At 63.4% G+C, this 22501-nt stretch carries 24 protein-coding genes; 16 read left to right on the top strand and 8 right to left on the bottom strand.

Annotation, left to right across the window (positions count from 1 at the left end; genetic code table 11):
• Positions 1-47: 47 nt before the first annotated feature.
• The 3 genes from EP237_RS10280 to secG form a co-directional block, all read right to left on the bottom strand.
• A complete protein-coding gene (locus EP237_RS10280; protein WP_127560798.1) occupies positions 48-671 on the bottom strand; it encodes an outer membrane protein in 624 nt (207 codons plus the stop codon).
• Between the two features lie 252 nt (positions 672-923).
• Positions 924-2567: a CTP synthase gene (locus EP237_RS10275; protein ID WP_127560796.1), complete on the bottom strand. Its 1644-nt coding sequence runs from the start codon at positions 2565-2567 to the stop codon at positions 924-926.
• 164 nt (positions 2568-2731) lie between these two features.
• On the bottom strand, positions 2732-3097 hold the full coding sequence (secG, locus tag EP237_RS10270) for a preprotein translocase subunit SecG (protein WP_127560794.1): 366 nt from the start codon (positions 3095-3097) through the stop codon (positions 2732-2734).
• A gap of 224 nt (positions 3098-3321) precedes the next feature.
• Here secG and EP237_RS10265 point away from each other — a divergent pair, with 224 nt between their 5' ends.
• Both EP237_RS10265 and EP237_RS10260 read left to right on the top strand, forming a co-directional pair.
• On the top strand, positions 3322-4617 hold the full coding sequence (locus EP237_RS10265; protein WP_127560792.1) for an adenylosuccinate synthase: 1296 nt from the start codon (positions 3322-3324) through the stop codon (positions 4615-4617).
• Positions 4617-4856 (top strand): DUF2842 domain-containing protein, encoded by a 240-nt coding sequence (locus EP237_RS10260; protein WP_127560790.1) that lies wholly within the window; start codon positions 4617-4619, stop codon positions 4854-4856. Before EP237_RS10265 ends, EP237_RS10260 begins: the two co-directional genes overlap by 1 nt.
• A 34-nt stretch (positions 4857-4890) precedes the next feature.
• Here EP237_RS10260 and EP237_RS10255 read toward each other — a convergent pair whose 3' ends face one another.
• Positions 4891-7347: a hypothetical protein gene (locus tag EP237_RS10255; protein WP_127560788.1), complete on the bottom strand. Its 2457-nt coding sequence runs from the start codon at positions 7345-7347 to the stop codon at positions 4891-4893.
• Positions 7348-7450: 103 nt separating this feature from the next.
• Between EP237_RS10255 and EP237_RS10250 the strand changes: the two genes are divergently transcribed.
• From EP237_RS10250 to EP237_RS10210, 9 genes are all read left to right on the top strand, one after another.
• Positions 7451-8146 (top strand): thiamine diphosphokinase, encoded by a 696-nt coding sequence (locus tag EP237_RS10250; protein WP_420812515.1) that lies wholly within the window; start codon positions 7451-7453, stop codon positions 8144-8146.
• A 71-nt stretch (positions 8147-8217) separates the two neighbouring features.
• Positions 8218-9006, top strand: coding sequence for a ribose-5-phosphate isomerase RpiA (rpiA, locus tag EP237_RS10245; RefSeq protein ID WP_127560784.1), 789 nt, complete (start codon positions 8218-8220; stop codon positions 9004-9006).
• Positions 9007-9097: 91 nt separating this feature from the next.
• The gene (gor, locus tag EP237_RS10240) at positions 9098-10456 is read left to right on the top strand and encodes a glutathione-disulfide reductase (RefSeq protein ID WP_127560782.1); all 1359 of its coding nucleotides are present in this window, start codon (positions 9098-9100) and stop codon (positions 10454-10456) included.
• Positions 10457-10545: 89 nt separating this feature from the next.
• Positions 10546-11676 (top strand): FtsH protease activity modulator HflK, encoded by a 1131-nt coding sequence (gene hflK / locus EP237_RS10235; RefSeq protein WP_127560780.1) that lies wholly within the window; start codon positions 10546-10548, stop codon positions 11674-11676.
• Positions 11677-11679: 3 nt separating this feature from the next.
• Entirely contained in the window at positions 11680-12585 is a 906-nt protein-coding gene (gene hflC, locus EP237_RS10230) for a protease modulator HflC (RefSeq protein ID WP_127560778.1), read from the top strand.
• Positions 12586-12588: 3 nt separating this feature from the next.
• Positions 12589-12786 (top strand): DUF2065 domain-containing protein, encoded by a 198-nt coding sequence (locus EP237_RS10225; RefSeq protein WP_071688381.1) that lies wholly within the window; start codon positions 12589-12591, stop codon positions 12784-12786.
• 156 nt (positions 12787-12942) lie between these two features.
• Positions 12943-14220, top strand: coding sequence for a chromate efflux transporter (gene chrA / locus EP237_RS10220; RefSeq protein WP_127560776.1), 1278 nt, complete (start codon positions 12943-12945; stop codon positions 14218-14220).
• A 93-nt stretch (positions 14221-14313) separates the two neighbouring features.
• Positions 14314-14481 (top strand): 50S ribosomal protein L33, encoded by a 168-nt coding sequence (rpmG, locus tag EP237_RS10215; RefSeq protein WP_007799108.1) that lies wholly within the window; start codon positions 14314-14316, stop codon positions 14479-14481.
• Positions 14482-14559: 78 nt separating this feature from the next.
• Positions 14560-15066, top strand: coding sequence for a GNAT family N-acetyltransferase (locus EP237_RS10210; protein ID WP_127560774.1), 507 nt, complete (start codon positions 14560-14562; stop codon positions 15064-15066).
• On the opposite strand, the gene EP237_RS10205 is transcribed toward EP237_RS10210, so the two are convergent.
• From EP237_RS10205 to EP237_RS10195, 3 genes are all read right to left on the bottom strand, one after another.
• A complete protein-coding gene (locus EP237_RS10205; RefSeq protein WP_164744683.1) occupies positions 15044-15760 on the bottom strand; it encodes an SGNH/GDSL hydrolase family protein in 717 nt (238 codons plus the stop codon). The genes EP237_RS10210 and EP237_RS10205 overlap by 23 nt on opposite strands.
• Before the next feature lie 113 nt (positions 15761-15873).
• Positions 15874-16656: a Bax inhibitor-1/YccA family protein gene (locus EP237_RS10200; protein ID WP_127560770.1), complete on the bottom strand. Its 783-nt coding sequence runs from the start codon at positions 16654-16656 to the stop codon at positions 15874-15876.
• Positions 16657-16803: 147 nt separating this feature from the next.
• Entirely contained in the window at positions 16804-17052 is a 249-nt protein-coding gene (locus EP237_RS10195) for a DUF1127 domain-containing protein (RefSeq protein WP_240661599.1), read from the bottom strand.
• Positions 17053-17135: 83 nt separating this feature from the next.
• Between EP237_RS10195 and EP237_RS10190 the strand changes: the two genes are divergently transcribed.
• A complete protein-coding gene (locus EP237_RS10190; protein WP_127560768.1) occupies positions 17136-17987 on the top strand; it encodes a LysR family transcriptional regulator in 852 nt (283 codons plus the stop codon).
• Between the two features lie 5 nt (positions 17988-17992).
• On the opposite strand, the gene EP237_RS10185 is transcribed toward EP237_RS10190, so the two are convergent.
• Complete coding sequence (locus EP237_RS10185; protein WP_127560765.1) at positions 17993-19021, bottom strand: LacI family DNA-binding transcriptional regulator; 1029 nt, start codon at positions 19019-19021, stop codon at positions 17993-17995.
• A gap of 157 nt (positions 19022-19178) precedes the next feature.
• Between EP237_RS10185 and EP237_RS10180 the strand changes: the two genes are divergently transcribed.
• The 4 genes from EP237_RS10180 to EP237_RS10165 all read left to right on the top strand — a co-directional run bounded on the left by EP237_RS10180 (position 19179) and on the right by EP237_RS10165 (position 22499).
• The gene (locus EP237_RS10180) at positions 19179-19358 is read left to right on the top strand and encodes a hypothetical protein (RefSeq protein ID WP_127560763.1); all 180 of its coding nucleotides are present in this window, start codon (positions 19179-19181) and stop codon (positions 19356-19358) included.
• A gap of 27 nt (positions 19359-19385) precedes the next feature.
• Positions 19386-20534: a TRAP transporter substrate-binding protein gene (locus EP237_RS10175; protein WP_127560761.1), complete on the top strand. Its 1149-nt coding sequence runs from the start codon at positions 19386-19388 to the stop codon at positions 20532-20534.
• A 102-nt stretch (positions 20535-20636) separates the two neighbouring features.
• The gene (locus tag EP237_RS10170) at positions 20637-21152 is read left to right on the top strand and encodes a TRAP transporter small permease (RefSeq protein ID WP_127560759.1); all 516 of its coding nucleotides are present in this window, start codon (positions 20637-20639) and stop codon (positions 21150-21152) included.
• Between the two features lie 18 nt (positions 21153-21170).
• Complete coding sequence (locus tag EP237_RS10165) at positions 21171-22499, top strand: TRAP transporter large permease (RefSeq protein WP_416935421.1); 1329 nt, start codon at positions 21171-21173, stop codon at positions 22497-22499.
• The last annotated feature ends 2 nt before the right edge of the window (positions 22500-22501 follow it).

The following is a 22501-nucleotide window of genomic DNA, read 5'->3' as shown; positions in this document are numbered from 1 at the left end:
AAAAAGTGAGAGGGGTTTGAAGTTATTGGATATTTTCCCTTGAAAGGTCAGAAATGGATCGTCAGGCCAAGGCTGAACTGACCGCCCGACGTATCGGTATCGACCGGAACCACTTGCGGCTGCGGTTGCAGATTGACGCGCGCAAGTGGCTGGCGGGCATTGACCTGCGGCGTGATCGGATCACCGGTCAGGTTGCGATGCACATACTCAAAACGCAGCGTCATCCGGTTGGTCACAAGATATTCCACGCCGACACCGGCCAGCAGCCCGGAAACCTCGCCGGAATCCGCCGGGTTCAGTTGCGAGTTCACATCGGCCATCGCATAGCCGAGAGTGCCGTAGAAAAAGCTGCGCCCGGTGGCGTAACCGATCCGCGCCCTGACAGATCGTTCGCTGTCCAGCGTAAATGTGTTGCCGAAGTCGGTTTCCTGCGCCGCAAAGTGCAACTCTCCCCCGACAAACCAGTTGCCGGACAGGTGATGATTGTAGCCCACAGCCAGCCCAAGGCCCGTCTGGGATGCACTCGCTGTACTGCCTGTCATTGTCAGGTCAGTACTGGTCGAGCCGATGACCAGGCTCGTGTAGAACCCCTGCCAGTCTTCTATCGTCTGCGCCTGGCCGCTGGTCGCCGCAACAACTGCCAGCGCAGACAAGGTAAGCATCTTTTTCATGAATCGCCCCACATGGTTACATACCCCTGTCTGTCGGGTGACAGGCGACAGTGGTTCAAAAAAACTTTCGGGCTCTGACGGGGCGATGTCAGGCCGAGCGGTTTTCCGCCTCAAGAGGCGGGCTCAATGGGGTCAGTCCTAATGGCACATGATGGCGATCATCATGCCAATGGGTCGTGGCCACGCGGCAAAGAGTTCAAAAAAGAAGCCCCCACATCTGCTGCGGAGGGCAATGAACGTCAGCACGCGCCCTCAGACGAGGCGCGAGTTTTCCTTCGCGGCGCGCACGAAGTCGCGGAACAACGGGTGCGGATCAAACGGTTTCGACTTCAGTTCCGGGTGGAACTGGACGCCGATGAACCACGGATGGCCTTCATGTTCGACAATCTCGGGCAGGGCCCCGTCCGGCGACATGCCGGAAAAGATCAGCCCCTTCGCCTCCAGCGCCTCTCGATACTTGATATCGACCTCGTAGCGGTGGCGGTGGCGTTCCTCGATGGCACAGGTGCCATAGACCTTGGAGACCAGAGAGCCCTCTTTCAGCGTCGCGTCATAAGCGCCAAGCCGCATGGTGCCGCCCTTGTCGTCATCCACCTTGCGCTTGACGGTGTAGTTGCCCTGCACCCATTCCTTCAGGTGATAGACCACCGGGGTGAAGCGTTTCTTGCCGGATTCGTGGTCGAACTCTTCCGAGCCGGCATCGCCCAGATCGGCGAGGTTCCGCGCCGCCTCGATCACTGCCATCTGCATGCCCAGGCAGATGCCCAGATAGGGCACCTTGTGTTCGCGGGCGAATTGCGCGGCCTTGATCTTGCCCTCGGTGCCCCGCTCGCCAAAGCCGCCGGGCACGAGGATCGCGTCGAACTCTTCCAGATAGGGCACCGGGTCTTCGCGGTCGAAGATCTCTGCGTCGATCCATTCCGCCTTGACCTTCACCCGGTTGGCCATGCCGCCATGGGTCAGCGCCTCCTTGATCGACTTGTAGGCGTCTTCAAGCTGCACGTATTTACCGACAATGGCGACACGCACTTCACCATCTGTGTTGTGGATGCGGTCCGCCACATCGTGCCACACCGTCAGATCGGGGCGCGGCGCGGGGGAAATGCCGAACGCGTCCAGCACCGCCTGATCCAGCCCCTCGCGGTGATAGGCCAGCGGCGCCTCGTAGATGGAATTCAGGTCATAGGCGGCGACAACCGCCTCTTTGCGGACGTTACAGAACAGCGCGATCTTCTCGCGTTCCTTGTCCGGGATCGGGTGTTCCGACCGGCAGACCAGAACATCGGGCGCGATGCCGATGGATTGCAATTCCTTGACGCTGTGCTGCGTCGGCTTGGTCTTCAACTCGCCTGAGGCCGCCAGATAGGGCAGCAGGGTCAGATGCATGAAGATGCATTGCCCGCGCGGCTGGTCATGGCTGAACTGGCGGATGGCTTCGAAAAACGGCAGGCCCTCGATATCGCCCACGGTGCCGCCGATTTCGCACAGCATGAAATCGACATCGTCTTCGCCGATGGCGAGGAATTCCTTGATCTCATTCGTGACATGCGGAACCACCTGGATGGTCTTGCCCAGATACTCGCCGCGCCGCTCTTTCTCCAGCACGTTGGAATAGATTCGGCCCGAGCTGACGGAATCGGTCTTGCAGGCGGGCACCCCGGTGAAGCGTTCGTAGTGGCCAAGGTCGAGATCGGTTTCCGCCCCGTCATCGGTCACGAACACCTCACCATGTTCAAAGGGCGACATGGTGCCGGGATCGACGTTCAGATAGGGGTCGAGCTTGCGCAGCCGGACCGTGAAGCCACGGGCTTGCAACAGCGACCCCAGAGCCGCGGATGCCAGACCTTTCCCGAGCGAGGATACAACCCCGCCGGTGATGAAGATGTATCGCGCCATGTGGTGCAATCCCCCGTGCCGGACCGGTTCAGCCAAATACGGCAAATCCCGGTCGCTCAATCCCTATTTCACGGGATTTGAGGATAACAGGATTCGCACGGTCAGGGCAAGCCGGCCGCTAGATGATGTTTGAATAAGGGCCGTAACCCCAAGATTTATTGAGGTCAGTCAGCGCGCGGCGGAACCAGCGGCGCATCGGTTTCAGCGGGCGGAAGCAACGGACCGTCACCCGGAAGGGCCGGAACCGCGGTATCTTCCGAAGATTCGGCAGGCGCTGCCCCGATGCGGTCGAGCACCGAGCCGCCAGAGGAATTCTGGGCGGCAATGACGGTAAGGGTCAGCGAGGTGGCCAGGAATGCAATCGCGAAGATCCACGTGATCTTGCCAAGTGCCGTTGCTGCCTGGCGCCCGGTCATCGCACCGCCTCCGCCACCCATGCCGAGACCGCCACCTTCGGACCGCTGTAGCAGAACCACACCAATCAGACAGATGGCCAGGATCAGGTGGACGACGAGGATGACGTTTTCCATGTGGGCAGCTTCCCGGGCCTTGCATTCTTTGAAGCCTACTTATGGGATGCGTCAGGCCGCCGCAAGAGCCTTCACCATGCAGTTGCAGCACGAATTGCCCGGATTGTGCGCTCGACCGAGCTTTGCCGCGCGGGGCTGCGTCCATTCGGGCCACACTTTCCGGTTTCGCAGGCGCAAGGCCATCGCTATACACGGCCCGGTTTGATCAGGAAGGAACCTCGGACATGGCCAATGTGGTTGTCGTGGGCGCCCAGTGGGGCGACGAAGGCAAGGGCAAGATCGTCGACTGGCTGAGCGAGCGTGCAGACGTCATCGCGCGGTTCCAGGGCGGGCACAATGCCGGCCATACGCTGGTCATCGACGGCAAGGTTTACAAGCTGCACGCGCTGCCCTCGGGCGTGGTGCGCGGCGGAAAGCTGTCGGTCATTGGCAACGGTGTGGTGCTGGACCCCTGGCACCTGATGAACGAGATCGCCACAGTGCGCGAACAGGGGGTGGAGATCACGCCCGAGACCCTGATGATCGCGGAAAACACGCCGCTCATTCTGCCCATTCATGGCGAACTGGATCGCGCCCGAGAAGAGGCCGCCAGCAAGGGCACCAAGATCGGCACCACCGGGCGCGGCATCGGCCCCGCCTATGAAGACAAGGTCGGCCGCCGATCCATCCGCGTGGCGGATCTGGCCGATGAGGCGACCCTGATCGCCCGCGTCGATCGTGCGCTGCAACATCACGACCCGCTGCGCCGGGGGCTGGGGATCGACCCGGTCGACCGCGACGCGCTGATTGCTGCGCTGAAAGCGATCGCGCCGCAGATCCTGCCTTTCGCCGCGCCGGTCTGGAAGGTACTGAACGAAAAGCGCCGCGCGGGCAAACGTATCCTGTTCGAAGGCGCTCAGGGCGCGCTGCTGGATATCGACTTCGGCACCTATCCCTTCGTGACCTCCTCGAACGTGATTGCAGGTCAAGCGGCAACGGGCGTCGGCATCGGCCCCAATGCAATTGATTTCGTGCTTGGCATCGTCAAGGCCTACACCACACGCGTCGGTGAAGGCCCGTTCCCGACCGAGCTGGAGGACGAAGACGGCCAGCGCCTTGGCGAACGCGGCCATGAATTCGGCACCACCACGGGGCGCAAGCGCCGCTGCGGCTGGTTCGATGCCTGCCTTGTGCGCCAGACCTGCGCGACCAGCGGCATCAACGGCATCTCGCTGACCAAGCTGGATGTTCTGGACGGGTTCGAGACGCTGAAAATCTGCGTGGCCTATGATCTGGATGGGCAGCGGCTGGACTATCTGCCGACCGCCGCCGATCAGCAGGCGCGCTGCGTGCCCATCTACGAGGAAATGCCCGGCTGGTCGGAATCGACCGAAGGCGCGCGGTCCTGGGCAGAGCTGCCCGCCAATGCGATCAAATATGTGCGCCGGGTCGAGGAGCTGATCCAATGCCCCGTCGCGCTTTTGTCCACCAGCCCGGAGAGGGACGACACGATTCTCGTGACCGACCCGTTTGCCGACTGATGGCGCTGTCCTACAAGGCGCGGCGCCGCTGGTCGCTTGTTATCCTGCTGGTGGGGCTGCCGGTCTATATCGGACTGGCATGGTTCCTGCTGAGCCTGTTTGACCGGCCCTCCATCCTGCTGGAACTGGGCATCTATGTTGCCCTCGGCATTCTCTGGGCGCTGCCCTTCCGCGCCATCTTCAAGGGCGTGGGGCAGGCCGATCCCGATGCCGAGCACGACGAGACCCCAGGCGACTAAGCCCGGGCGCGGTTCCGCATGTGATGCGGCCGGATCAATCGTTCGAATAGGGCGAGCGTGCCGAGAGCCGGAACTGACCGCGCCGGATCTTCTCGATCTGACCGTCATTGAGAACCCTGCCGAAGGCGCGGATCGCCTCTTCGCGGGTGACGCTGTCTCCGGGGCGGTCCTGCACCATGCGGATGACTTCCGAGCGGCCGAAGACCTGCTGTCCACGCTGCACGGCCAGAAAGCCGCAGGCGGCTGAGGCCACTTCGGTGAGGTCCTCGATGCCCTGCTCCTGCAGGAAGGCGTGAAAGCTCTGGTCCGCGTCGAACAGGTTTTCCTCGGGCTCGGGCATGCGCGTCACGCGATCATTCGCGGCGAGCGTCAGCGGTGCGGCCTGGTTTTCGTCCTCGTCCCGGTCCTCCTGCTGCGCATGGGCCAGCGCGGCCCCACCACGGGTCACGCGGCGCGGGCGCACGATGCTGGCCTGCGGGGCAGGGCGGTTGTTGCCCTCGTCAACGCGCTGTTCGGACACCAGAACCAGCGGTGTCTGGCGTGGCTGTTCGCTGGCCGGGCGGTCGGACCGGCGACGGCCGTTGTTCTGAACCCGGCGCGGGCGCATGACCTGCGCCAGATCTTCGCGATACTGGGCGGTGTCGTCACGCGGCTCCTGCGGACCGGTCAGCTGTTCTTCGGCGGCACGGGCCGCAACGGCGGCTTTCAGGTGTTCGATATTGGCCCGGCGGCGGGTGTTTTCATCGGTGGACAGGTGGTTGTCGGTCGCGTCGAACAGACGGCTGACATTGGCCTCGGCCACATCGCCACCGCTCATGTGCTGGCGGCGGGCTTCGCGTTCGGCGCGGCGGGCTTCGCGTTCGGCTTCGATCTGCGCCAGCTCGCGCTGCAACTCGGCTTCTGCATCCGGTGCCAGGGTGGCGTCTTCCTCGGCGGCAATGTCCGCCGCAGCCGTTTCCTCCGCTGCGGCCGGGCTGGCGTCAGCGGTTTCGGTCACGTTCTGAGCTTCGGGGGCGCGGCCACGGATCACCCAGACACGCGGAGCGCGAGCGGGCGTTTGGGCAGGCGCGGCTTCGGCCTCGGGGGCGTCCTGTTCGGCGGCGACAGGTTGGGGTTCGGTCACGGCCTCCGGGGCGGTATCTTCTGCCGCTTCAGCGGCCGGACCATCGGAAAAAGGGTCGCTATCGTCTTCGTCCTCGCTGTATCCGGTCGCGGGGGCGGCATCTTCATCCTCTTCCATGGCCACGACGCGACGGATGCGGGCCAGCTTGGCGGCCACGCTGTCGGGGTCGGGGTAGCTGTCCTCGGCGGGTTCAGGTGCCGCCTCGGCCTGTTCTTCAACGACCTCTTGCGCCTGATCCGAGATCTCTTCCGCCACGGTGGCGGCGGTGTCTTGGATTTCCTCGGCGGTCTCTTCGATTTCCTCGGCGGCGTCTTCGATCACGTCATCGGTGGCAGCGATGCTGTCCGCCAGTGCGGCGGCGATATCGTCTGCGGCGTCATCTGCGTCGTCTTCGGTCTCGGCAATGGCTTGCGGGGCTTCGGCGGCATCATCTTCCAGATCGTCGTCCGAGACCGTTGCCATGGCCTGCATCACGGCGGACAGCGTGTCCTCTCCGGCTTCGCCGGGTGCGGCAGCTTCGGGAAGTGCGTCTTCGGCCGCGGACTCCGCAGCGTCCACATTGGCCTCTTCTTCGGGCTCTTCGCTGGCAGCGGCCTCGGCAGGATCTGCCATGGCAGCGGCAAAGGCGGCACCGGCCATTGCGGCGGCTGCGGCAATGGAATCGCTGCGGGGGGCTTCTGCCTGCGGCTCTTCCGTGGCCTCATCGGCCTCTACTTCTGCAACCGCTTCGGGCTGGTCGTCCATGGCGGCGACAGCGTCTGCCTCGGCTGCTGCGTCAGCCGATTCCCCGGTTTCCGCTTCGGCGGCGGTTTCTTCCTCGGCCGGGGTGCTGTCCGCGATGTCCGATTCCGTCGCATCCTCTGCGGCGGGTTCTTCTGTGGACTCGGCCTGCTCATCTTCCGCAGCGTCATCTTCCGAAACCGGCGCGTCCCCGGCTTCAGCAGCCTCTTCGTGCACTGCCTCCGGCTCTGCTTCAGCGTCTGGGGCTTCCATCTCGGGCGCAGCATCAGTATCGGCGTCTTCCGCGTCAGAGATTTCCGCAGCCACTTGCGGAGACGCAGCTTCCGTCACGTCGCCTGCATCCAGCGGTTCCGCGTCATCTGCATCACGATAGGCCGAGGGGCGCAGCAGCAGTCCGCTTTCCATGATCCGCGCATCGACGCGGGCCTGGATGGCGTCCTCGGTGATCCGGTGCAGCGTTTCGGTGTCGGGGGTCGGGGGTTCCGCCCCGAAGAACCTGTCACCGGCGGCGAGGTCACGGAAGTATTCCGCAATGGCCTTCATGGCCTCGAACGGATTGTCGAACCCTTCCAAGGTGCAGGAAAATGTCCCGTAGGATACTGTAAGGATCTTGTTTTCGTCGCTCATGGCTCAATCTCTGCTCGTCCGAGTTCGATCCCGGAATTTACCATCTTGAGAAAAGGTGTAACAAACCTATTCCAGCCAAACGGGACGGCATTGGGGCCATTCAGTGATTTCTGACGCGAAAAACGGCGAGAATTTGGAAAGCGCATCTGGGTCCTTCCGATATGACACTTTGGTGACAATATTGGGCGGTGGCGACGTTAACACAGGTGATCTTGCCGATTCCTTGAGAAAAGCGCCAGTGCTGGTGGCGGCTGACGGGGCGGCGGACCGGGCGTTGGAACTGGGCCTTGTGCCCGATCTGGTGGTCGGCGATTTCGATTCCCTATCGGCAAGGGCCCGCGCAGACCTGCCAGCGGACAGGTTGATTCACGTGTCGGAGCAGGAAAGCACCGATTTCGAAAAGGCACTGGCCCGAATCGATGCGCCAGGTGTGCTGGCGCTCGGGATGACTGGACGGCGCACGGATCATGAGCTGGCCGCCTGGCACACGCTGATGCGCTGCCCTGTCCCTCGCTGCATTGTCGTGGCCGAGGAGGATATCGTCTTTCTCTGCCCGCCGGTCCTGCGGCTGGCGCTGCCCGTCGGGACGCGGCTGTCCTTGTTTCCCATGGCTGCGGTCAGTGGCAGCTCGGACGGGCTGCAATGGCCCATTGACGGCATTGCTTTCTCTCCGGGTCGGGCCATCGGCACCTCGAACCGGGTGGTGGCCGAGGAGGTGCACCTTGAGGTTGATCAGCCGGCGATGCTGGTGATCCTGCCCAAAGAGCACCTGCCCGCGGCGGTTTCGGCGCTGTTCTGAGGGGTTTTTCCCTCGCACCGCGCGGCCTGCTTGTGTAATAGCCTCATGACGGAACCAAAACGGGCAAGCCGATGACCGCAGAGCTCTCTCCTATTGATAAAGCCAAGTTCGTGGCCGCCAAGCGGGCGGTGGATTATGTCGAGGACGGCATGCGGGTTGGGCTTGGAACCGGATCGACCGCCGCATGGATGGTGCGCTGTCTGGGCGAGATGGTGCGCGAAGAGGGCATTCGGGTGACCGGCGTCGCCACCTCGACCCGCACTGCCGACCTGGCGCGGCAGGTGGGTGTGCCGATTTCCACCCTCGATGAGGTCAAGTGGCTGGACCTGACCATCGACGGGGCGGATGAATACGACCCGCATCTGAATCTGATCAAGGGCGGCGGCGGGGCGCTGTTGCAGGAAAAGATCGTCGCGACCGCGTCCGATCAAATGATTGTCATTGCCGACGCCACCAAGCAGGTCGAAACGCTTGGCGCTTTCCCGCTGCCGGTCGAGGTGATCCCTTTTGGCTGGCAGACCACCAAGGCGCTGATCGAGGAAATGCTTGGCAATCTCGATGTGCTGGGAACCACGACCTCGCTGCGTCTGGCCAATGACCAGCCCTTCCGCACGGATGAGGGCAATTTCATCCTCGATCTGCATCTGCGCCATATTCCCAACCCGCAGCAGGTGTCTCTGGTGCTCAACCAGATCCCCGGCGTGGTGGAGAACGGGTTGTTCCTGGATATCTGCGATATCGTGATCATCGGCGCGGGCGATGGCAGTGTCGAAGTGCGCGACATCAACAACGGCACCGTGGAACATGAACAGATCGACATCATCGACACTGATAACCTGTTCTTGGACGTCTCGGACTGATGCACGGGGGCCTGTGCGCTGATGCGCATGGCCCTTTTGCAGACCAGCCAATAGCTGCGGCACGTCACAAACAGCGATTGAGGAGCAGGCCATGAGCCAGTTTGATTATGATCTTTTCGTCATCGGCGGCGGCTCTGGCGGTGTTCGCGCGGGCAGGATCGCGGCGGAACATGGCGCGCGGGTCGGTCTGGCCGAGGAATATCGCATGGGCGGTACCTGTGTCATTCGCGGCTGCGTGCCGAAAAAGCTGATGGTCTATGCGTCGGGCTATCCCGGTCAGGTGCATGACGCTGCCGCCTATGGCTGGGATGCCGAGGTGCACGGGTTCAACTGGACCAAGTTCCGCGCCAAGCTGGATGCAGAGCTCGACCGGCTGGAAGCGGCCTATCGCGGCAATCTGGACCGGTCCGGCGTGGTGACGCATAACGCCCGCGCGGTGCTGAAGGATCCCCATACGGTAGAACTGTCCGACGGGCAAAGCTTTACCGCTGCGCATATCCTTGTGGCCACTGGCGGCTGGCCTTTCGTGCCGGATTTTCCCGGCTCGGATCTGGTGATGACCTCGAACGAGGTGTTCAAGCTGGACCAGCAGCCCGAAAGCATCCTGATCGTGGGCGGCGGCTATATCGCCTGCGAATTCGCGGGGATCTTCAACGGTCTCGGCACCGAGGTGACGCAATTCTATCGCGGTGCGCAGGTGTTGCGTGGCTTTGATGACGAGGCGCGCGGGCATGTGGCCGACGCCATGCAGGCGCGCGGCGTTGAGCTGCATCTCGGCTGCAACGTGATGGAAATGCGCCAGGTCGAGGACGGGATCTGGGTCAAGGCCTCGAACGGGATGGAACAGGTCTTTGACAAGGTGCTCTATGCCACGGGGCGCAAACCCAACAGTGCCGGGCTGGGGCTGGAGGAGACCGGCGTCGAGATGGGCCGCAATGGCGAGATCAAGGTCGACGATTACAGCCAGACCAATATCCCCTCGATCTTCGCCGTGGGCGACGTGACCGACCGCGTGAACCTGACACCGGTGGCGATCCGGGAAGGCCACGCCTTTGCCGACACCGTCTTCGGCGGCACCCCGCGCAAGGCCGATCATGACCTGATCCCCTCCGCCGTCTTCACGCAGCCGGAACTGGGCACCGTGGGCCTGACCGAGGAACAGGCGCGCGACGAAGGCCCGATCGAGGTCTATTGTGCCTCCTTCCGGCCCATGCAGGCGCTCTTTGCCGGGCATGAGGAACGGGTGCTGATGAAACTGATCGTCTGTGCCGATACACGCAAGGTTCTGGGCGTGCATCTGGTGGGCGACCACGCGGGTGAACTGATCCAGCTGGCGGGCATCGCGGTGAAGATGGGGGCCACCAAAGAGGACTTCGACCGGACCATGGCGGTGCACCCGACCATGGCCGAGGAACTGGTGACAATGAAAACACCTGTGCGCACGGCTTGATTTTCCGGGCCAAGGGACACAGGTAGCGTATGGAACAGGGTGCGCCTTCCGGGGCGTGCCTTATGGAACAACAAGGGGTAGAAACCGGCATGGCTGGAAATTCTGGCGGACCCTGGGGCGGCGGTGGCGGCTCTGGTGGCGGAGGAAACAGGGGAAATGACGATGACAATCGCGGCGGGCGACGTCCGGGCGAAGGTCAGCAGATTCCCGAGATTGATGAGATCGTCCGCAAGGGCCAGGAACAGCTGCGCGTCCTGATGGGCGGCCGTGGCGGTGGCAGCGGTGGCTCCGGCGGCGGTGAAGGTCCGCAATTCGGACGCGGTACTGTCGTCATCGGCCTCGTCGCGGCTGCGGCGCTTTGGGCCTATGCCTCGGTCTATACCGTCGCGCCGGAAGAACGCTCGGTGGAACTCTTCCTCGGGGAACGCTTCGCGGTGCGCGATCCGGGCCTGAACTTCGCCCCCTGGCCGCTGGTCCGGGCCGAGATCGTCGAAGTCACGACCAACCGGACGGAATCCATCGGCATTGCCCGCTCGGGCGGTGGTGACACCGGATTGATGCTGACCACGGACGAAAACATCGTCGATATCGACTTCGAAGTGGTCTGGAACATCTCCAACCCGGAAGACTACCTGTTCAACCTCGCGGAACCGGAAGCCACCGTGCGCGCCGTGTCCGAGGCCGCCATGCGCGAGATCATCGCCGCATCGCAACTGGCGCCGATCCTCAACCGTGACCGCCAGATCATTGCCGATACGGTGCAGCAGCTGATCCAGCAGACGCTGAACAGCTACGAATCCGGCATCAACGTGGTGCGTCTCAACCTCGACCGCGCCGACCCGCCGGTCGAAGTGATCGACGCCTTCCGCGACGTGCAGGCCGCCGAACAGGAACGTGACCGGCTGGAACGTCAGGCCGACGCCTATGCCAACCAGGTTCTTGCAGGCGCCCGCGGTGAAGCCGCGCAGCTTTTGGAAGAATCGGAAGGCTATCGCGCCCGCGTGGTGAACGAGGCCGAAGGTGAAGCCAGCCGCTTTGCTGCCGTGCTGGAGGAATATCTGCAAGCGCCGGACGTGACCCGGACCCGTCTCTATCTGGAAACGATGGAGCGCGTTCTGGGCGGGATGGAAACGATCATCCTCGACACGGATGCCTCTGGCGGAATGGGGGGCGTCGTGCCCTACCTGCCGCTGAACGAACTTCGGAACCGGGGGAACTGATCCATGCGCAAGGCAACCTTCATAATCCCCGCCATCGTGATCGTTCTGGCGATCCTCATGAGCTCGGTCTTCATCGTCGATGAACGCCAGCGCGCGCTGGTGCTGCGCTTTGGTGACATCCGCAGCGAGATCGAGGAACCGGGCCTGAACTTCCGTATCCCGATCTTCGAGCAGGTCGTGCTCTATGACAGCCGCATCCAGTCGCTGGACACGGCGCCGATCGAAGTCACGCCCTCGGACGACCGGCGTCTGGTCGTCGACGCCTTCGCCCGCTACCGCATCATCGACACGCGCCAGTTCCGGCTGGCCGTCGGCAATGGTGGCCTGCGCGAGGCGGACCGGCTGCTGGAAGACATCCTGAACCCGCAGATCCGCGCCGTCCTGGGTGCTGATGGGGTGACGTCGAACACCATCCTGTCCTCGGACCGGGCCGAACTGATGCAGCGGATCACCGCACAAGCGCGGGCGCTGGCGGAACCGCTCGGCCTCGACGTGCTGGACGTGCGTCTGAAACAGACCGCGCTGCCGCTTCAGAACCTCGAAGCCACCTTCGCCCGGATGCGGGCAGAGCGGGAACGCGAAGCCACCGACGAACGCGCCCGGGGTGAGGAAGCCGCGCAGCGGGTTCGCGCCCAGGCCGACCGGACCGTGGTCGAACTGGTGTCGGACGCAGCACGCGAGGCCGAAATCATTCGCGGTGAGGCCGATGCCGAACGGAACCGGATCTTTGCGGAAGCCTTCGGACAGGACCCGGATTTCTTCGAGTTCTACCGGTCCATGACCGCCTATGAACGGGCGCTGACCAGCGAGAATTCGTCGATTGTCCTGAGCCCGGACAGCGCGTTCTTCGACTTCTTCGGGCAGCCCGGTGGCCGTGCTCCGGTGGTTGCGCCCGCACCTGCGGAGTAAGCGATGATCCAGACGATCCTCTGGGGGCTCGGACTGGTGCTTGTGATCGAGGGGCTGGCCTATGCGCTGGCCCCTTCGCTCATGAAGGACCTGATGCGACGCATGCAGCACGAACCGGAAGAGACCCTGCGGATTGCGGGGTTCGGCGCGCTGGTGATCGGCACCGGGCTCGCGGTGCTGAGCAACCTTCTGGGCGGCTGAAGCGCGGCTTCGCCACGTCGCCCGCGCGGGCCGGTTCGGGCCGTGCCGAACGCGCATGCAGGTCCATCGCAATAATGATTGCCATGAAGGCGCTAGGGGTTGTGTTCGCGGCCCGATGCCGGTTTCTGTAAGCAGTGGCAAGAGGTGGATCCGCATATGCAGACGCGGCAGGATGTGGCGGAGATGATCCGCGTGTTCGGGCGGATCGGGCTTCTGTCCTTCGGCGGACCGGCTGCACAGATCGCGCTGATGCATCGCGAGCTGGTCGAGCGGCGGGACTGGCTGAGCGAGCGGCAATTCCTCGGGGCCCTGTCCTTCACCATGCTGTTGCCCGGGCCAGAGGCGATGCAATTGGCGACCTATGCGGGCTGGCGGCGGGATGGCACGCGGGGCGGGCTGATCGCGGGCGGGCTGTTCGTGGCGCCGGGGGCGCTGGTGGTGATGCTGCTGGCGGCGCTCTATGTCAGTTTCGGGCAGGTGCCGCTGGTCGCGGCGCTGTTCCTTGGCATCAAGGCCACCGTGATCATCGTCGTCATCGAAGCGCTGCTGCGGGTCAGCCGCAAGGCCCTTAAGGGTCGGTTGGCCTATGGGTTGGCGGCGGTGGCTTTTCTCGGGCTGTTTGCCTTCAGCTTGCCATTTCCGCTGATCATCGCGGTCGCGGCCCTGGTCGGGGCATTGTCGATGGGTCGCGAGGCAGAGGACGCAGCAGCGCCGCCCGTCTCTCTTATGCGCAGTCTGCGGACTGTCCTGATCTGGGGCGCGCTCTGGCTGGGGCCGCTGGCCCTGCTTTGGGGGATCGCGCCGGGCAGCCTGTTGACTGAGGTGGGGCTTTTCTTTTCCAAGCTGGCCGTTGTCACCTTCGGCGGGGCCTATGCGGTGCTGGCCTATATGGTGCAGCAGGTGGTGGGCGATTTCGGCTGGCTGACCACGGGGCAGATGATGGATGCGCTCGGGCTGGCGGAAACCACGCCGGGGCCTCTGATTCTCGTGACGGAGTTCGTGGGGTTCCTGGCCGGGGCCGGGCAGGGGGGGCTGGGGCTTGGCCTGCTGGCGGCCTGCGTGACGCTGTGGGTGACCTTCGTGCCCTGTTTTCTGTGGATCTTCGCCTTTGCGCCCTACGTGGAGTGGATCACGGCGCAGCCGCGTCTCAACGGGGCGCTGTCGGGGATCACGGCCGCCGTGGTCGGGGTGATTCTGAACCTGTCGATCTGGTTCGCGCTGCACGTCTTTTTCACGGATGTCACGGCAACAGCGCTTGGCCCAGCCACGCTCTGGTTGCCCGATCTGTCGACAATCGACCCCGGCGCGATTCTGTTGGCGGGGCTGGCGGCTTGGCTGCTGATGCTGCGCAAATGGGACCTTCTGGCGGTTCTGGGCACCATGGCAGCGGCGGGAGCGGTCTGGAGCCTCGGATTTCTGCCCCTTTTCGGTTGACACCACATGGCGCAAGGGTAAAAGACGCGCTCAACCAGAGATACGAGCGCATGGGCCCTCTGCCCCCCGCGCCCCGCTTTGCAGGAGTTTGACATGGCGAAGCCGACCACCATCAAGATCCGCCTGAATTCCACGGCGGGCACCGGCCACTTCTATGTGACCAAGAAAAATGCACGCACGATGACCGAGAAAATGACCGTACGGAAATATGACCCGGTCGTGCGCAAGCACGTGGAATACAAGGAAGGCAAGATCAAGTGATCTGACCCTTTCCAGGTTAGTCTGCAACCGGGCCGCGCTGTCACCAGCTGCGGCCCGGTTTCTTTTTCGGAGACGGCCATGGCCAAGAACATGCGAATCCGCAGGACGATTGCGACCGATCTGGAGCCGCTGAACCGCCTGTTTGCGGAAAGCTACCCGGTGTTTCTGGCGGCGGATTATGCGCCCGAGGTGTTGGAATGCGCCCTACCGCTGATCACGCGGGCCAACCCGGTGCTTCTGGAATCGGGCAGCTACTATCTTGTCGAGCGGCAGAAAGGTGGTGCGCCGCTGGCAGCGGGCGGCTGGACAGCGCAAAGCCCGCATCAGCCGGAACCGGCCGGCACGGGCCATGTCCGTCATCTCGTGACTCACCCGCAGGCAGCGCGGCAGGGGCTGGCGGCGGCGATCATGCGTCACTCGTTCGAGGAAGCGCGGGCCGCAGGGCTGACGCATCTGGTGGCCCTGTCCACGCTCACCGCCGTGCCGTTCTATGCCGCCATGGGGTTCGCAGCGGAACGAGAGGAGATCGTCGCCATGGCCCCCGAAGTCAGCTTTCCGGCGGTCAGGATGGTTCGGGCTCTGTAGGGCAATGGTCCAGCAGATGGGGCAGCAGCGCCGTTGCCCAATGCATATAGGCGAGGGGAGAGGGGTGAAATCCGTCTTCCGCCATCAGCTCCCGCTGCATCGGCATGGTAAAGGGCAGGTAAGGATGCCCCGCGCTTTCAGCCTGTGCGGCAAGCATCCGCTCCAGCCGCGTGGCGCGATGCCCAAGGATCCAGCGCAGGGGATCGGGCAGCAGGGGGAACTGTCCGAGCGGCGGGATGCCGGTGATGATCAGCCTTGGGGACATGAACCGCTCGGCAACCGTCCGCGCAATCCGGTCCCGATCCGCCAGAATCCGCTGCAGGGGCGCAAAGCTCGTCACGTCATTGACGCCAAGGATCAGCAGGACAGCGTCATATCTCTGGTGGGGCAGGGTCTCCAACCGGGCCAACGTGCTGCGGCTGGTGGCGCCGGTCCGGGCCTCCAGCCGCCAGTCCAGCCGTCGATGCGGGGCCAGTGTCGCGGCGATCTGGCCGCTGAGCGCCTCATCCTGATGCGCCGCCCCCACCCCCGCGGCAGAGCTGTCCCCCAGGATCAGCAGGCGCAGGGAGGGGCCATTGCCCCCTGTGCCGCGTCGGGGTCCCGGCGGTTCCGGCAGCCGCAGGGCGCGGGCCCGCAGGCGCAGGGCCTGAGCGATCAGCAGGGGCGACAGAAGCGGGGCAAGCAGGCGGTCCATGGATCCCAAGATAGTGGTGTCGCGGGGCAAGGGAACCGGCGACATCGCGTCAGCACGCAAAGAAAAAGGCCGGGGATGATCCCCGGCCTCAAATCGCGTCGTCAGGATTGGCGTTATTCCTGAGAGCCCATGAACATCAACAGGAACTGGAACATGTTCAGGAAGCTGATGTAGAGGCTGAGCGCGCCGTCGATGGCGGCTTTCTCCAGCCATTCCTGGTCGCCATGCGCGGCATGGGCGACATAGGTGTTCTTGATGTCCTGCGTGTAGAAGGCGGTCAGGCCCGCGAAGATCAACACACCGATGGCCGAGATGGCGAACATCATTGCAGGCGACTGCAGGAAGATGTTCACGATCATCGCGATCAGAAGACCGATCACACCCATCATCAGGAAGGTGCCCATGCCCGACAGGTTGCGCTTCGTCGTGTAGCCGTAGAGGCTGAGCGAGGCGAAGGCGATTGCGGTCACGAGGAAGGTCTGCACGATCGAGTAATCGGTGTAGACGAGGAAGATCGAGCTCATCGACACGCCGATCGCAGCGGCGAAGACGAAGAAGCCGAGCGATACGGCAGCCGCCGAACCACGGCTCATCAAGGCGCCCCAGCCGAAGAACAGGAAGGCCAGCGGGCCGAACATCACCACCCATTTCAGCGGGCTGAGATAGATCGCCTCACCCACGCCAGAGAGGTATTCGCCTTCACGCAGCATGTAGGTTGCGCCAACGGGATCGGTGGTCACGGCAAGGCCTGCGATGGCCCAAGCAGCAAGCGCTGTAATGAGCATGCCGATGGACATGGTCGCGTAGACCTTGTTCATGTGGGCGCGCAGGCCCGCGTCGATCTGTGCGGCGCTGACGCCACCGGCTCCGGCGCGGATCGTGTCGAATTGTGCCATCTGGTCCTCCGAAGAAAGGCATATGTTTCGTGGCGGGTACGCCAAACGCCCCGCCTTACCTGACAATATCGGTAAGGCAGGGGCGCATTTCAAGCATTGCCGGACAGGGAGAGTCGTCTTTTTTCGGCAAATGGGCCGGGTAGGGTCTCAGACCAGCCAGCTTTGCGGCACGTCCCAGACCGGGCGCGCGGATTCGCGGGCCACATCGGCGCTGGTCAGGCCAAGATCGCGGCGGGCATTGGCATCCAGACGTTCCAGCGCGCGGCGCTGGCGCCATGCGGCAACGGCGGCCCGGAAGAATGCGATGCCGGAGGTGCGGCGCGGTGCGGAGACGGCGAAGCGGGCGAGCGTGTGGGCCATGGGATGTTCCATTTCGTGATAGGCGGCGTTTGTCATATTTCGATGGTTGATAGATAGCCGCGCTATATGCATTATGAAAATGAATGTTTTTGAATGTTAGCATCACAAGGCTTGATGGAATGCGAAACCTCGACATGACCGCCCTGCGCGCCTTCGTCACCGTGGCCGACGCGGGGGGCGTCACCAAGGCCAGTGGATTGCTGAATCTGACACAATCTGCGGTGTCGATGCAGCTCAAGCGATTGGAGGAAAGCGTCGGCCTGTCCCTTCTGGACAGGTCGGCGCGCAAGATGGCGCTGACCAATTCCGGGGAACAGATGCTCAGCTATGCGCGCCGGATGCTCGCCCTCAATGACGAAGTCCTGGCGCGGCTAACATCGCGGGACTACGAGGGTGAGCTGTTTCTCGGGGTGCCCCACGACATCGTCTATCCCGCCATTCCGCAGGTGCTGCACCGCTTCAACGCGGCCTTCCCAAGGATGAAGGTGCAGCTTGTCAGCTCCTATACCTCGCGGCTGCGCCGGATGCTGGAACGCGGCGAGGTGCATCTTGCCCTGACCACGGAAGGGGCGCTGGACAGCGGCGGCGAGACCTTGCAGGAACGCCCGCTGGTCTGGGTGGGGGCGATCAACGGCAATGAATGGCGGCAACGTCCCCTGCGGCTGGCCTTCGAGCAACTGTGCATCTTCCGCAAACCGGTACAGGAGGCACTGGATAGCGCGGGGATCAGCTGGGAGATGGCGGTGGAAAGCGACAATTCCCGCACGGTAGAGGCGTCGATCAGCGCCGATCTGGCGGTGCATGCCTGTGTGGAAGGGGCCGAGCCACCATATGTGGAGCGCATCCATCACCACGGTGCCCTGCCGGATCTGCCATCGATCAAGATCAATATGTATGGCGCGGAAATGGCCAAGGAAGAACCCGTTCAGGCGCTGGCGGACATGGTGCGGCAGGCCTATCGGGCGATGTGACGTCTCTAGCGCGGTGCGATGCCGAGCGTTTCGCGGTCGCAAAGATATGTGTCCAGCCGAATGCTTGCCATGGGGCCCTTGCCGTTGAGTTGCTGCACCAGCAGTTTCGCCGCCATGCGCCCCATGTCGCGATGCGGGACGTGGACGGTGGTCAGGGGCGGATCGACCAGTTGCGCAAGCTCAATATCGTCGAACCCGGTGATCGACACGTCGCCGGGCACTGACAGCCCCATCCGACGCGCCGCGCGCAGGGCGCCCACGGCCAGAACGTCATTGCCGCACATCACGGCGGTCGGCGGATCCGAATTGTCCATCACCTGCCGAAAGGCGGCCGCGCCGTTCTCGATGGAATAGGGGGTTTCGTGCAGCGCCATCGCGTCGGCGGGCAGACCATGCGCCGCCATCGCCTCGCGGATGCCAAGAAGCCGTTCGCTGGCTCGGTCGTTGGAATCGCAAGGGGCCGAAATGACGCCGATCCGGCGGTGCCCCTTGGCGATCACCAATTCCGCCATCTCGCGCATGGCGGCCCGGTTGTCGAAACCGATGGAGGGTTGCGGCTTGGCGGGGTCATAGACCCATGCCACCAGCACCGGCACCGACCGCGCTTCCAGAAAATCCAGCGTCCCCTGACTGCGGTGGTGACCGATCAGCAAAAGCGCGTCGGCCCCTCGTGCGCACAGGGTGCGGATCTGTTCGCGTTCCACATCCTCGCTATAGGAGGAACTGGCGACCAGCAGGGTCATGCCGTGCAGCCCAAGCTCCTCCTGAAAGGCCTGAAGCCCGCGCGCAAAGATCGCGTTTTCCATCGTCGGAATGATCGCGCCAATGGTGTTGGTGCGTTTCGCGGCCAGGGCCCGTGCCCCGAAATTGGGCGCGTATCCCAACTGCTCCACCGCTGACATCACCCTGTCGCGCGTGCTTTTCACCACCCGGTCGGGCGTGTTCAGGCAGCGCGAGACCGTCGCCGTCGACACACCTGCCAGTCGGGCGACATCCTCCAGCGTGGGAACGGGGCGCGGGGCCTTGGCGGTCATGTCCGTGCTATCGCCTTTGTTGTGGTCAATTGGCTGTCCTTAACGCCTACGTTAAGGGCGGGCGAGGGCAAAGCACAAGTGTAAGCGCTTGCATGGTATCGTGTAAGCGCTTACACTTTCCTCGAATCGGCACAAAAAGCCGAGTTCGGGAGGAACCATGGTCTTCGCAGCTTCAGCCGTCTTGTTTCTGATCTTCTTGACCAATGTGGTGCTTGGCGCTTTCGCCGATGCCGCGTTCATGGGTGATGTGTCTGAAATGATCGTTCTCTTCCTGACATCCGTAACGTTCGTGTCCGGCATTCTCAAAGCAGAAGCCCGGCGCAACGCCGACGAATAAGACCGCGAAACTAAGGGAGGAAGCGGAATGGACTTCAAAGACAAGCAGGAGCTGGCATCAGCCGAGCGCCGGAACTTTCTGAAACTGGCCGGAACCGGCGGGTTCACGGCGGCGATGGTCGCCGGTGCCGGGGGCATGCTCTGGTCCGAACAGGCCTCCGCGCAGACCGCACAGGAAGAGCGCGAGCGCGAAGACGCTGCCGATCACATCATGACGCTGGCCACCGCATATGTGCTTGGCGCGTCGCGCAGCTACCCGATCATGCAGCTGGACCTGAAGGAAAACATCCAGAACATGACCAACGGCAAGGTCTATGTGCGTCTGGCCCCCGGTGGTCAGCTCGGCGCGGGCGGTGCTCTGGTTCAGGCGGTGCAGGGCGGCACCATCCAGTGTGCGCAGCACTCGCTGTCCAACTTCGCCCCCTTCGCCAGCGTGGTCGACCTGATCAACCTGCCGTATTTCTGTGGCTCCAACCAGCGGTTCACCAACCTGACCAGCTCCGAGGCGTGGAAGGCCGAAGTGGACCCGCGTATCGCGCAGGCCGGCTTCAAGTCGCTGTTCTACATCGTGATCGACCCGCGCGTTGTCGCTGTCCGTCGCGGCGGCGATGCGATCATCACCCCCGCCGATATGGAAGGCGTCAAGTTCCGCGTTCCCGGCTCCGCCATGCTGCAACAGTATTACCGCATGGTCGGCGCCAACCCAACCCCGGTCGCCTGGGGCGAAACCCCGTCGGCGATCCGTCAGGGCGTGGCCGATGCGCTCGACCCGTCGGTCGGCGCGCTGCATGTCTTCGGCTTCGGCGAGATCCTCAGCCACGTGACCTTCACCCAGGCGGTGCCGGACAGTCAGGTCTATTCGATCAACCTCGAATGGTTCAACTCGCTGCCTGCCGATGTGCAGGAAGGCATTGAATTCGCAGGTGAAATCACCCAAGCTCAGAACCTTGCCAAGGTTCCGGCAGCCCGGTCCTACGCCATGGCGCAGCTGATTGCCAACGGTGTGGAATTCCACTCGCTCAGCGATGATCAGCTGGCCGAATGGCAGGCCGTCGGTGGCTACCAGCGCAGCGAATGGGACGAGTTCAAGATGGAACTCGCCGGATCCATGGAAACCTTCGCGCGTCTCGAAGAGGCAGCGGGCACCATGGGCCGCTACTACGTGCACGACGCGTAAACGCGATGACGACAGGACCGGCGCGCCACCCGTGTGCCGGTCTGAAATCCAATTCCCACAAGACGTGACGGGATGGAGCCGGTGACCCGGGGCGGAGGGGCCATGTCCAGACTCTACTATGCAATCGACAAATACGCGGAACGCTGGCTGCTGCTGGTCTTCTACGTGATGCTGGTCGTCACCATGGGCATCGAGGTGCTGAGGCGGGAAATCCTGTCCTATTCCTCGATCTGGGGCGAAGAGATCGTCCGCTATTCCTTTATCTATCTAGCCTGGATCGGGGCCGCCGCCGCCGTGCGCGAGCGGGGCCATATCCGCATCGACGTGATCATGAACTATGTCGGGCCACGGGTGAAGGCGCTGCTCTACATCTTCGGCGATATCGTCATGTTCGGCGTTTCCGTGATCGCGCTCTACTGGTCATGGGAGGCGGTGCACGTGTCCTGGACCTTCGGGTCGGTCACCCATGGTCTCAGGATCGGATACTACTTCTTCCTTTTCGCCGTTCCCTTCGGCTTTGCCCTGGTCATCTTCCGGCTGGTGCAATCCTTCCTTCGTGACATCTCCGACCTTCGCAACGGCAGGCCCGTTTACGAAGGCGACAAGCTCTTCGATTAAGGGAGGATCTGCACAATGATGTGGCAAGCCCTGCAAGAAACCTCCCTTCAGCTTGGATGGGATTTCTACGGCCCCGTACTCATCTTCGTCATTCTGGTCGCTCTGGCGGTGCCTGTTTGGGCCTCCATCGGCGTCTCGACGATCCTCATGCTGGTCTGGTCCGGCGCGCTGCCGCTCAGCCTGTTGGGCGAGAAGCTCTTCAGCGGCATCGACGCCTTCGCGCTGACGGCCGTGCCGCTCTTCATCCTGACCGGCGACGTGCTGGTGCGCACCGGGCTGTCCCGAAAATTCCTCGACGTGGCCGAGGCGCTGACCTGTTGGGCCAGGGGCGGCTTCGGCTCTGCCACCGTTCTGGTCTGCGGCATGTTCGCGGCGATCTCGGGCTCTGACGCGGCGGGGGCCGCCGCCGTGGGACGGATGACCATCGACCGGCTGGTTGAAAGCGGCTACCCGCGCCCCTATGCCTGTGCGCTTGTCGCGGCGGGGGCCTGTACCGGCATCCTCATTCCGCCCTCGATCGCCTATATCATCATCGGCCTTGTCCTGGGCATAGCGGTCTCGACCCTGTTCCTTGCGGCGCTGATCCCCGGCATCCTGATCCTGCTGTCGATCCTCGCCACCAACGTCGTCATGAACCGTCTGAACGCCTGGGAAGGCGGCGGCATCATGACCGCCGCGGAATGGCGTGCGAACCTGTGGCGGACGATCAAATCTGGCTGGTACGCCTTCCTCGTGCCCGGCATCATCTTCTACGGCATCTTTTCGGGCCGCCTGACCCCGACCGAGGCGGGTGCCGTGGCCGTGGTTGTCACCATCATCATGGGCTTCATCCTCGGCACGCTGAGACTGTCGGACTTCCCGGCCATGCTGGTCAGCTCCGCCAAGGTCAACGGGGTGATCCTGCCCATCATCGCCTTCTCGATCCCGCTGGCCGAGGCGCTGGCCATCATCGGCGTGCCACAAGGCTTCGTGGGGGCGCTGACCTCGCTTTCCGACAATGAATACGTGCTGATCGGCATGATGGTGCTGATCCTGATCGCGGCGGGCTGCGTCATGGAAACCACGCCCAATATCGTGATCCTCGCGCCGATCCTGAAGCCGCTCGCCGACAATATCGGCATGAACGAAGTGCAGTTCTGCATCATGATGATCACCGCGCTTGGTGTGGGTTTCATCACCCCGCCGCTCGGGCTCAACCTCTTCGTGGTGTCGGGCATCACCGGCGAGTCGATCCTCAGGATTGCGCACCGGGCCATCCCCTTCGTCTTCTTCATGCTGATCGTGACACTGCTGATCGCCTACGTGCCCGCGATCTCCACCTCTCTTCTTCCAGAACTATACAGGTAATC

Origin of the sequence: Nioella ostreopsis (genome assembly GCF_004000255.1) — a bacterium.
In the GTDB taxonomy this organism is placed as follows: domain Bacteria; phylum Pseudomonadota; class Alphaproteobacteria; order Rhodobacterales; family Rhodobacteraceae; genus Nioella; species Nioella ostreopsis.
The sequence above is the reverse complement of the archived record's forward strand: the minus strand, read 5'-3'. Positions and strand labels throughout refer to the sequence as shown.

What these genes read in the sequence shown, in the direction of transcription:
- EP237_RS10280 (WP_127560798.1), bottom strand. Translation starts at nt 671, where the DNA reads ATGAAAAAGATGCTTACCTTGTCTGCGCTGGCAGTTGTTGCGGCGACC.
- EP237_RS10275 (WP_127560796.1), bottom strand. Translation starts at nt 2,567, where the DNA reads ATGGCGCGATACATCTTCATCACCGGCGGGGTTGTATCCTCGCTCGGG.
- secG (WP_127560794.1), bottom strand. Translation starts at nt 3,097, where the DNA reads ATGGAAAACGTCATCCTCGTCGTCCACCTGATCCTGGCCATCTGTCTG.
- EP237_RS10265 (WP_127560792.1), top strand. Translation starts at nt 3,322, where the DNA reads ATGGCCAATGTGGTTGTCGTGGGCGCCCAGTGGGGCGACGAAGGCAAG.
- EP237_RS10260 (WP_127560790.1), top strand. Translation starts at nt 4,617, where the DNA reads ATGGCGCTGTCCTACAAGGCGCGGCGCCGCTGGTCGCTTGTTATCCTG.
- EP237_RS10255 (WP_127560788.1), bottom strand. Translation starts at nt 7,347, where the DNA reads ATGAGCGACGAAAACAAGATCCTTACAGTATCCTACGGGACATTTTCC.
- rpiA (WP_127560784.1), top strand. Translation starts at nt 8,218, where the DNA reads ATGACCGCAGAGCTCTCTCCTATTGATAAAGCCAAGTTCGTGGCCGCC.
- gor (WP_127560782.1), top strand. Translation starts at nt 9,098, where the DNA reads ATGAGCCAGTTTGATTATGATCTTTTCGTCATCGGCGGCGGCTCTGGC.
- hflK (WP_127560780.1), top strand. Translation starts at nt 10,546, where the DNA reads ATGGCTGGAAATTCTGGCGGACCCTGGGGCGGCGGTGGCGGCTCTGGT.
- hflC (WP_127560778.1), top strand. Translation starts at nt 11,680, where the DNA reads ATGCGCAAGGCAACCTTCATAATCCCCGCCATCGTGATCGTTCTGGCG.
- EP237_RS10225 (WP_071688381.1), top strand. Translation starts at nt 12,589, where the DNA reads ATGATCCAGACGATCCTCTGGGGGCTCGGACTGGTGCTTGTGATCGAG.
- chrA (WP_127560776.1), top strand. Translation starts at nt 12,943, where the DNA reads ATGCAGACGCGGCAGGATGTGGCGGAGATGATCCGCGTGTTCGGGCGG.
- rpmG (WP_007799108.1), top strand. Translation starts at nt 14,314, where the DNA reads ATGGCGAAGCCGACCACCATCAAGATCCGCCTGAATTCCACGGCGGGC.
- EP237_RS10210 (WP_127560774.1), top strand. Translation starts at nt 14,560, where the DNA reads ATGGCCAAGAACATGCGAATCCGCAGGACGATTGCGACCGATCTGGAG.
- EP237_RS10205 (WP_164744683.1), bottom strand. Translation starts at nt 15,760, where the DNA reads ATGGACCGCCTGCTTGCCCCGCTTCTGTCGCCCCTGCTGATCGCTCAG.
- EP237_RS10200 (WP_127560770.1), bottom strand. Translation starts at nt 16,656, where the DNA reads ATGGCACAATTCGACACGATCCGCGCCGGAGCCGGTGGCGTCAGCGCC.
- EP237_RS10195 (WP_240661599.1), bottom strand. Translation starts at nt 17,052, where the DNA reads ATGACAAACGCCGCCTATCACGAAATGGAACATCCCATGGCCCACACG.
- EP237_RS10190 (WP_127560768.1), top strand. Translation starts at nt 17,136, where the DNA reads ATGCGAAACCTCGACATGACCGCCCTGCGCGCCTTCGTCACCGTGGCC.
- EP237_RS10185 (WP_127560765.1), bottom strand. Translation starts at nt 19,021, where the DNA reads ATGACCGCCAAGGCCCCGCGCCCCGTTCCCACGCTGGAGGATGTCGCC.
- EP237_RS10180 (WP_127560763.1), top strand. Translation starts at nt 19,179, where the DNA reads ATGGTCTTCGCAGCTTCAGCCGTCTTGTTTCTGATCTTCTTGACCAAT.
- EP237_RS10175 (WP_127560761.1), top strand. Translation starts at nt 19,386, where the DNA reads ATGGACTTCAAAGACAAGCAGGAGCTGGCATCAGCCGAGCGCCGGAAC.
- EP237_RS10170 (WP_127560759.1), top strand. Translation starts at nt 20,637, where the DNA reads ATGTCCAGACTCTACTATGCAATCGACAAATACGCGGAACGCTGGCTG.
- EP237_RS10165 (WP_416935421.1), top strand. Translation starts at nt 21,171, where the DNA reads ATGTGGCAAGCCCTGCAAGAAACCTCCCTTCAGCTTGGATGGGATTTC.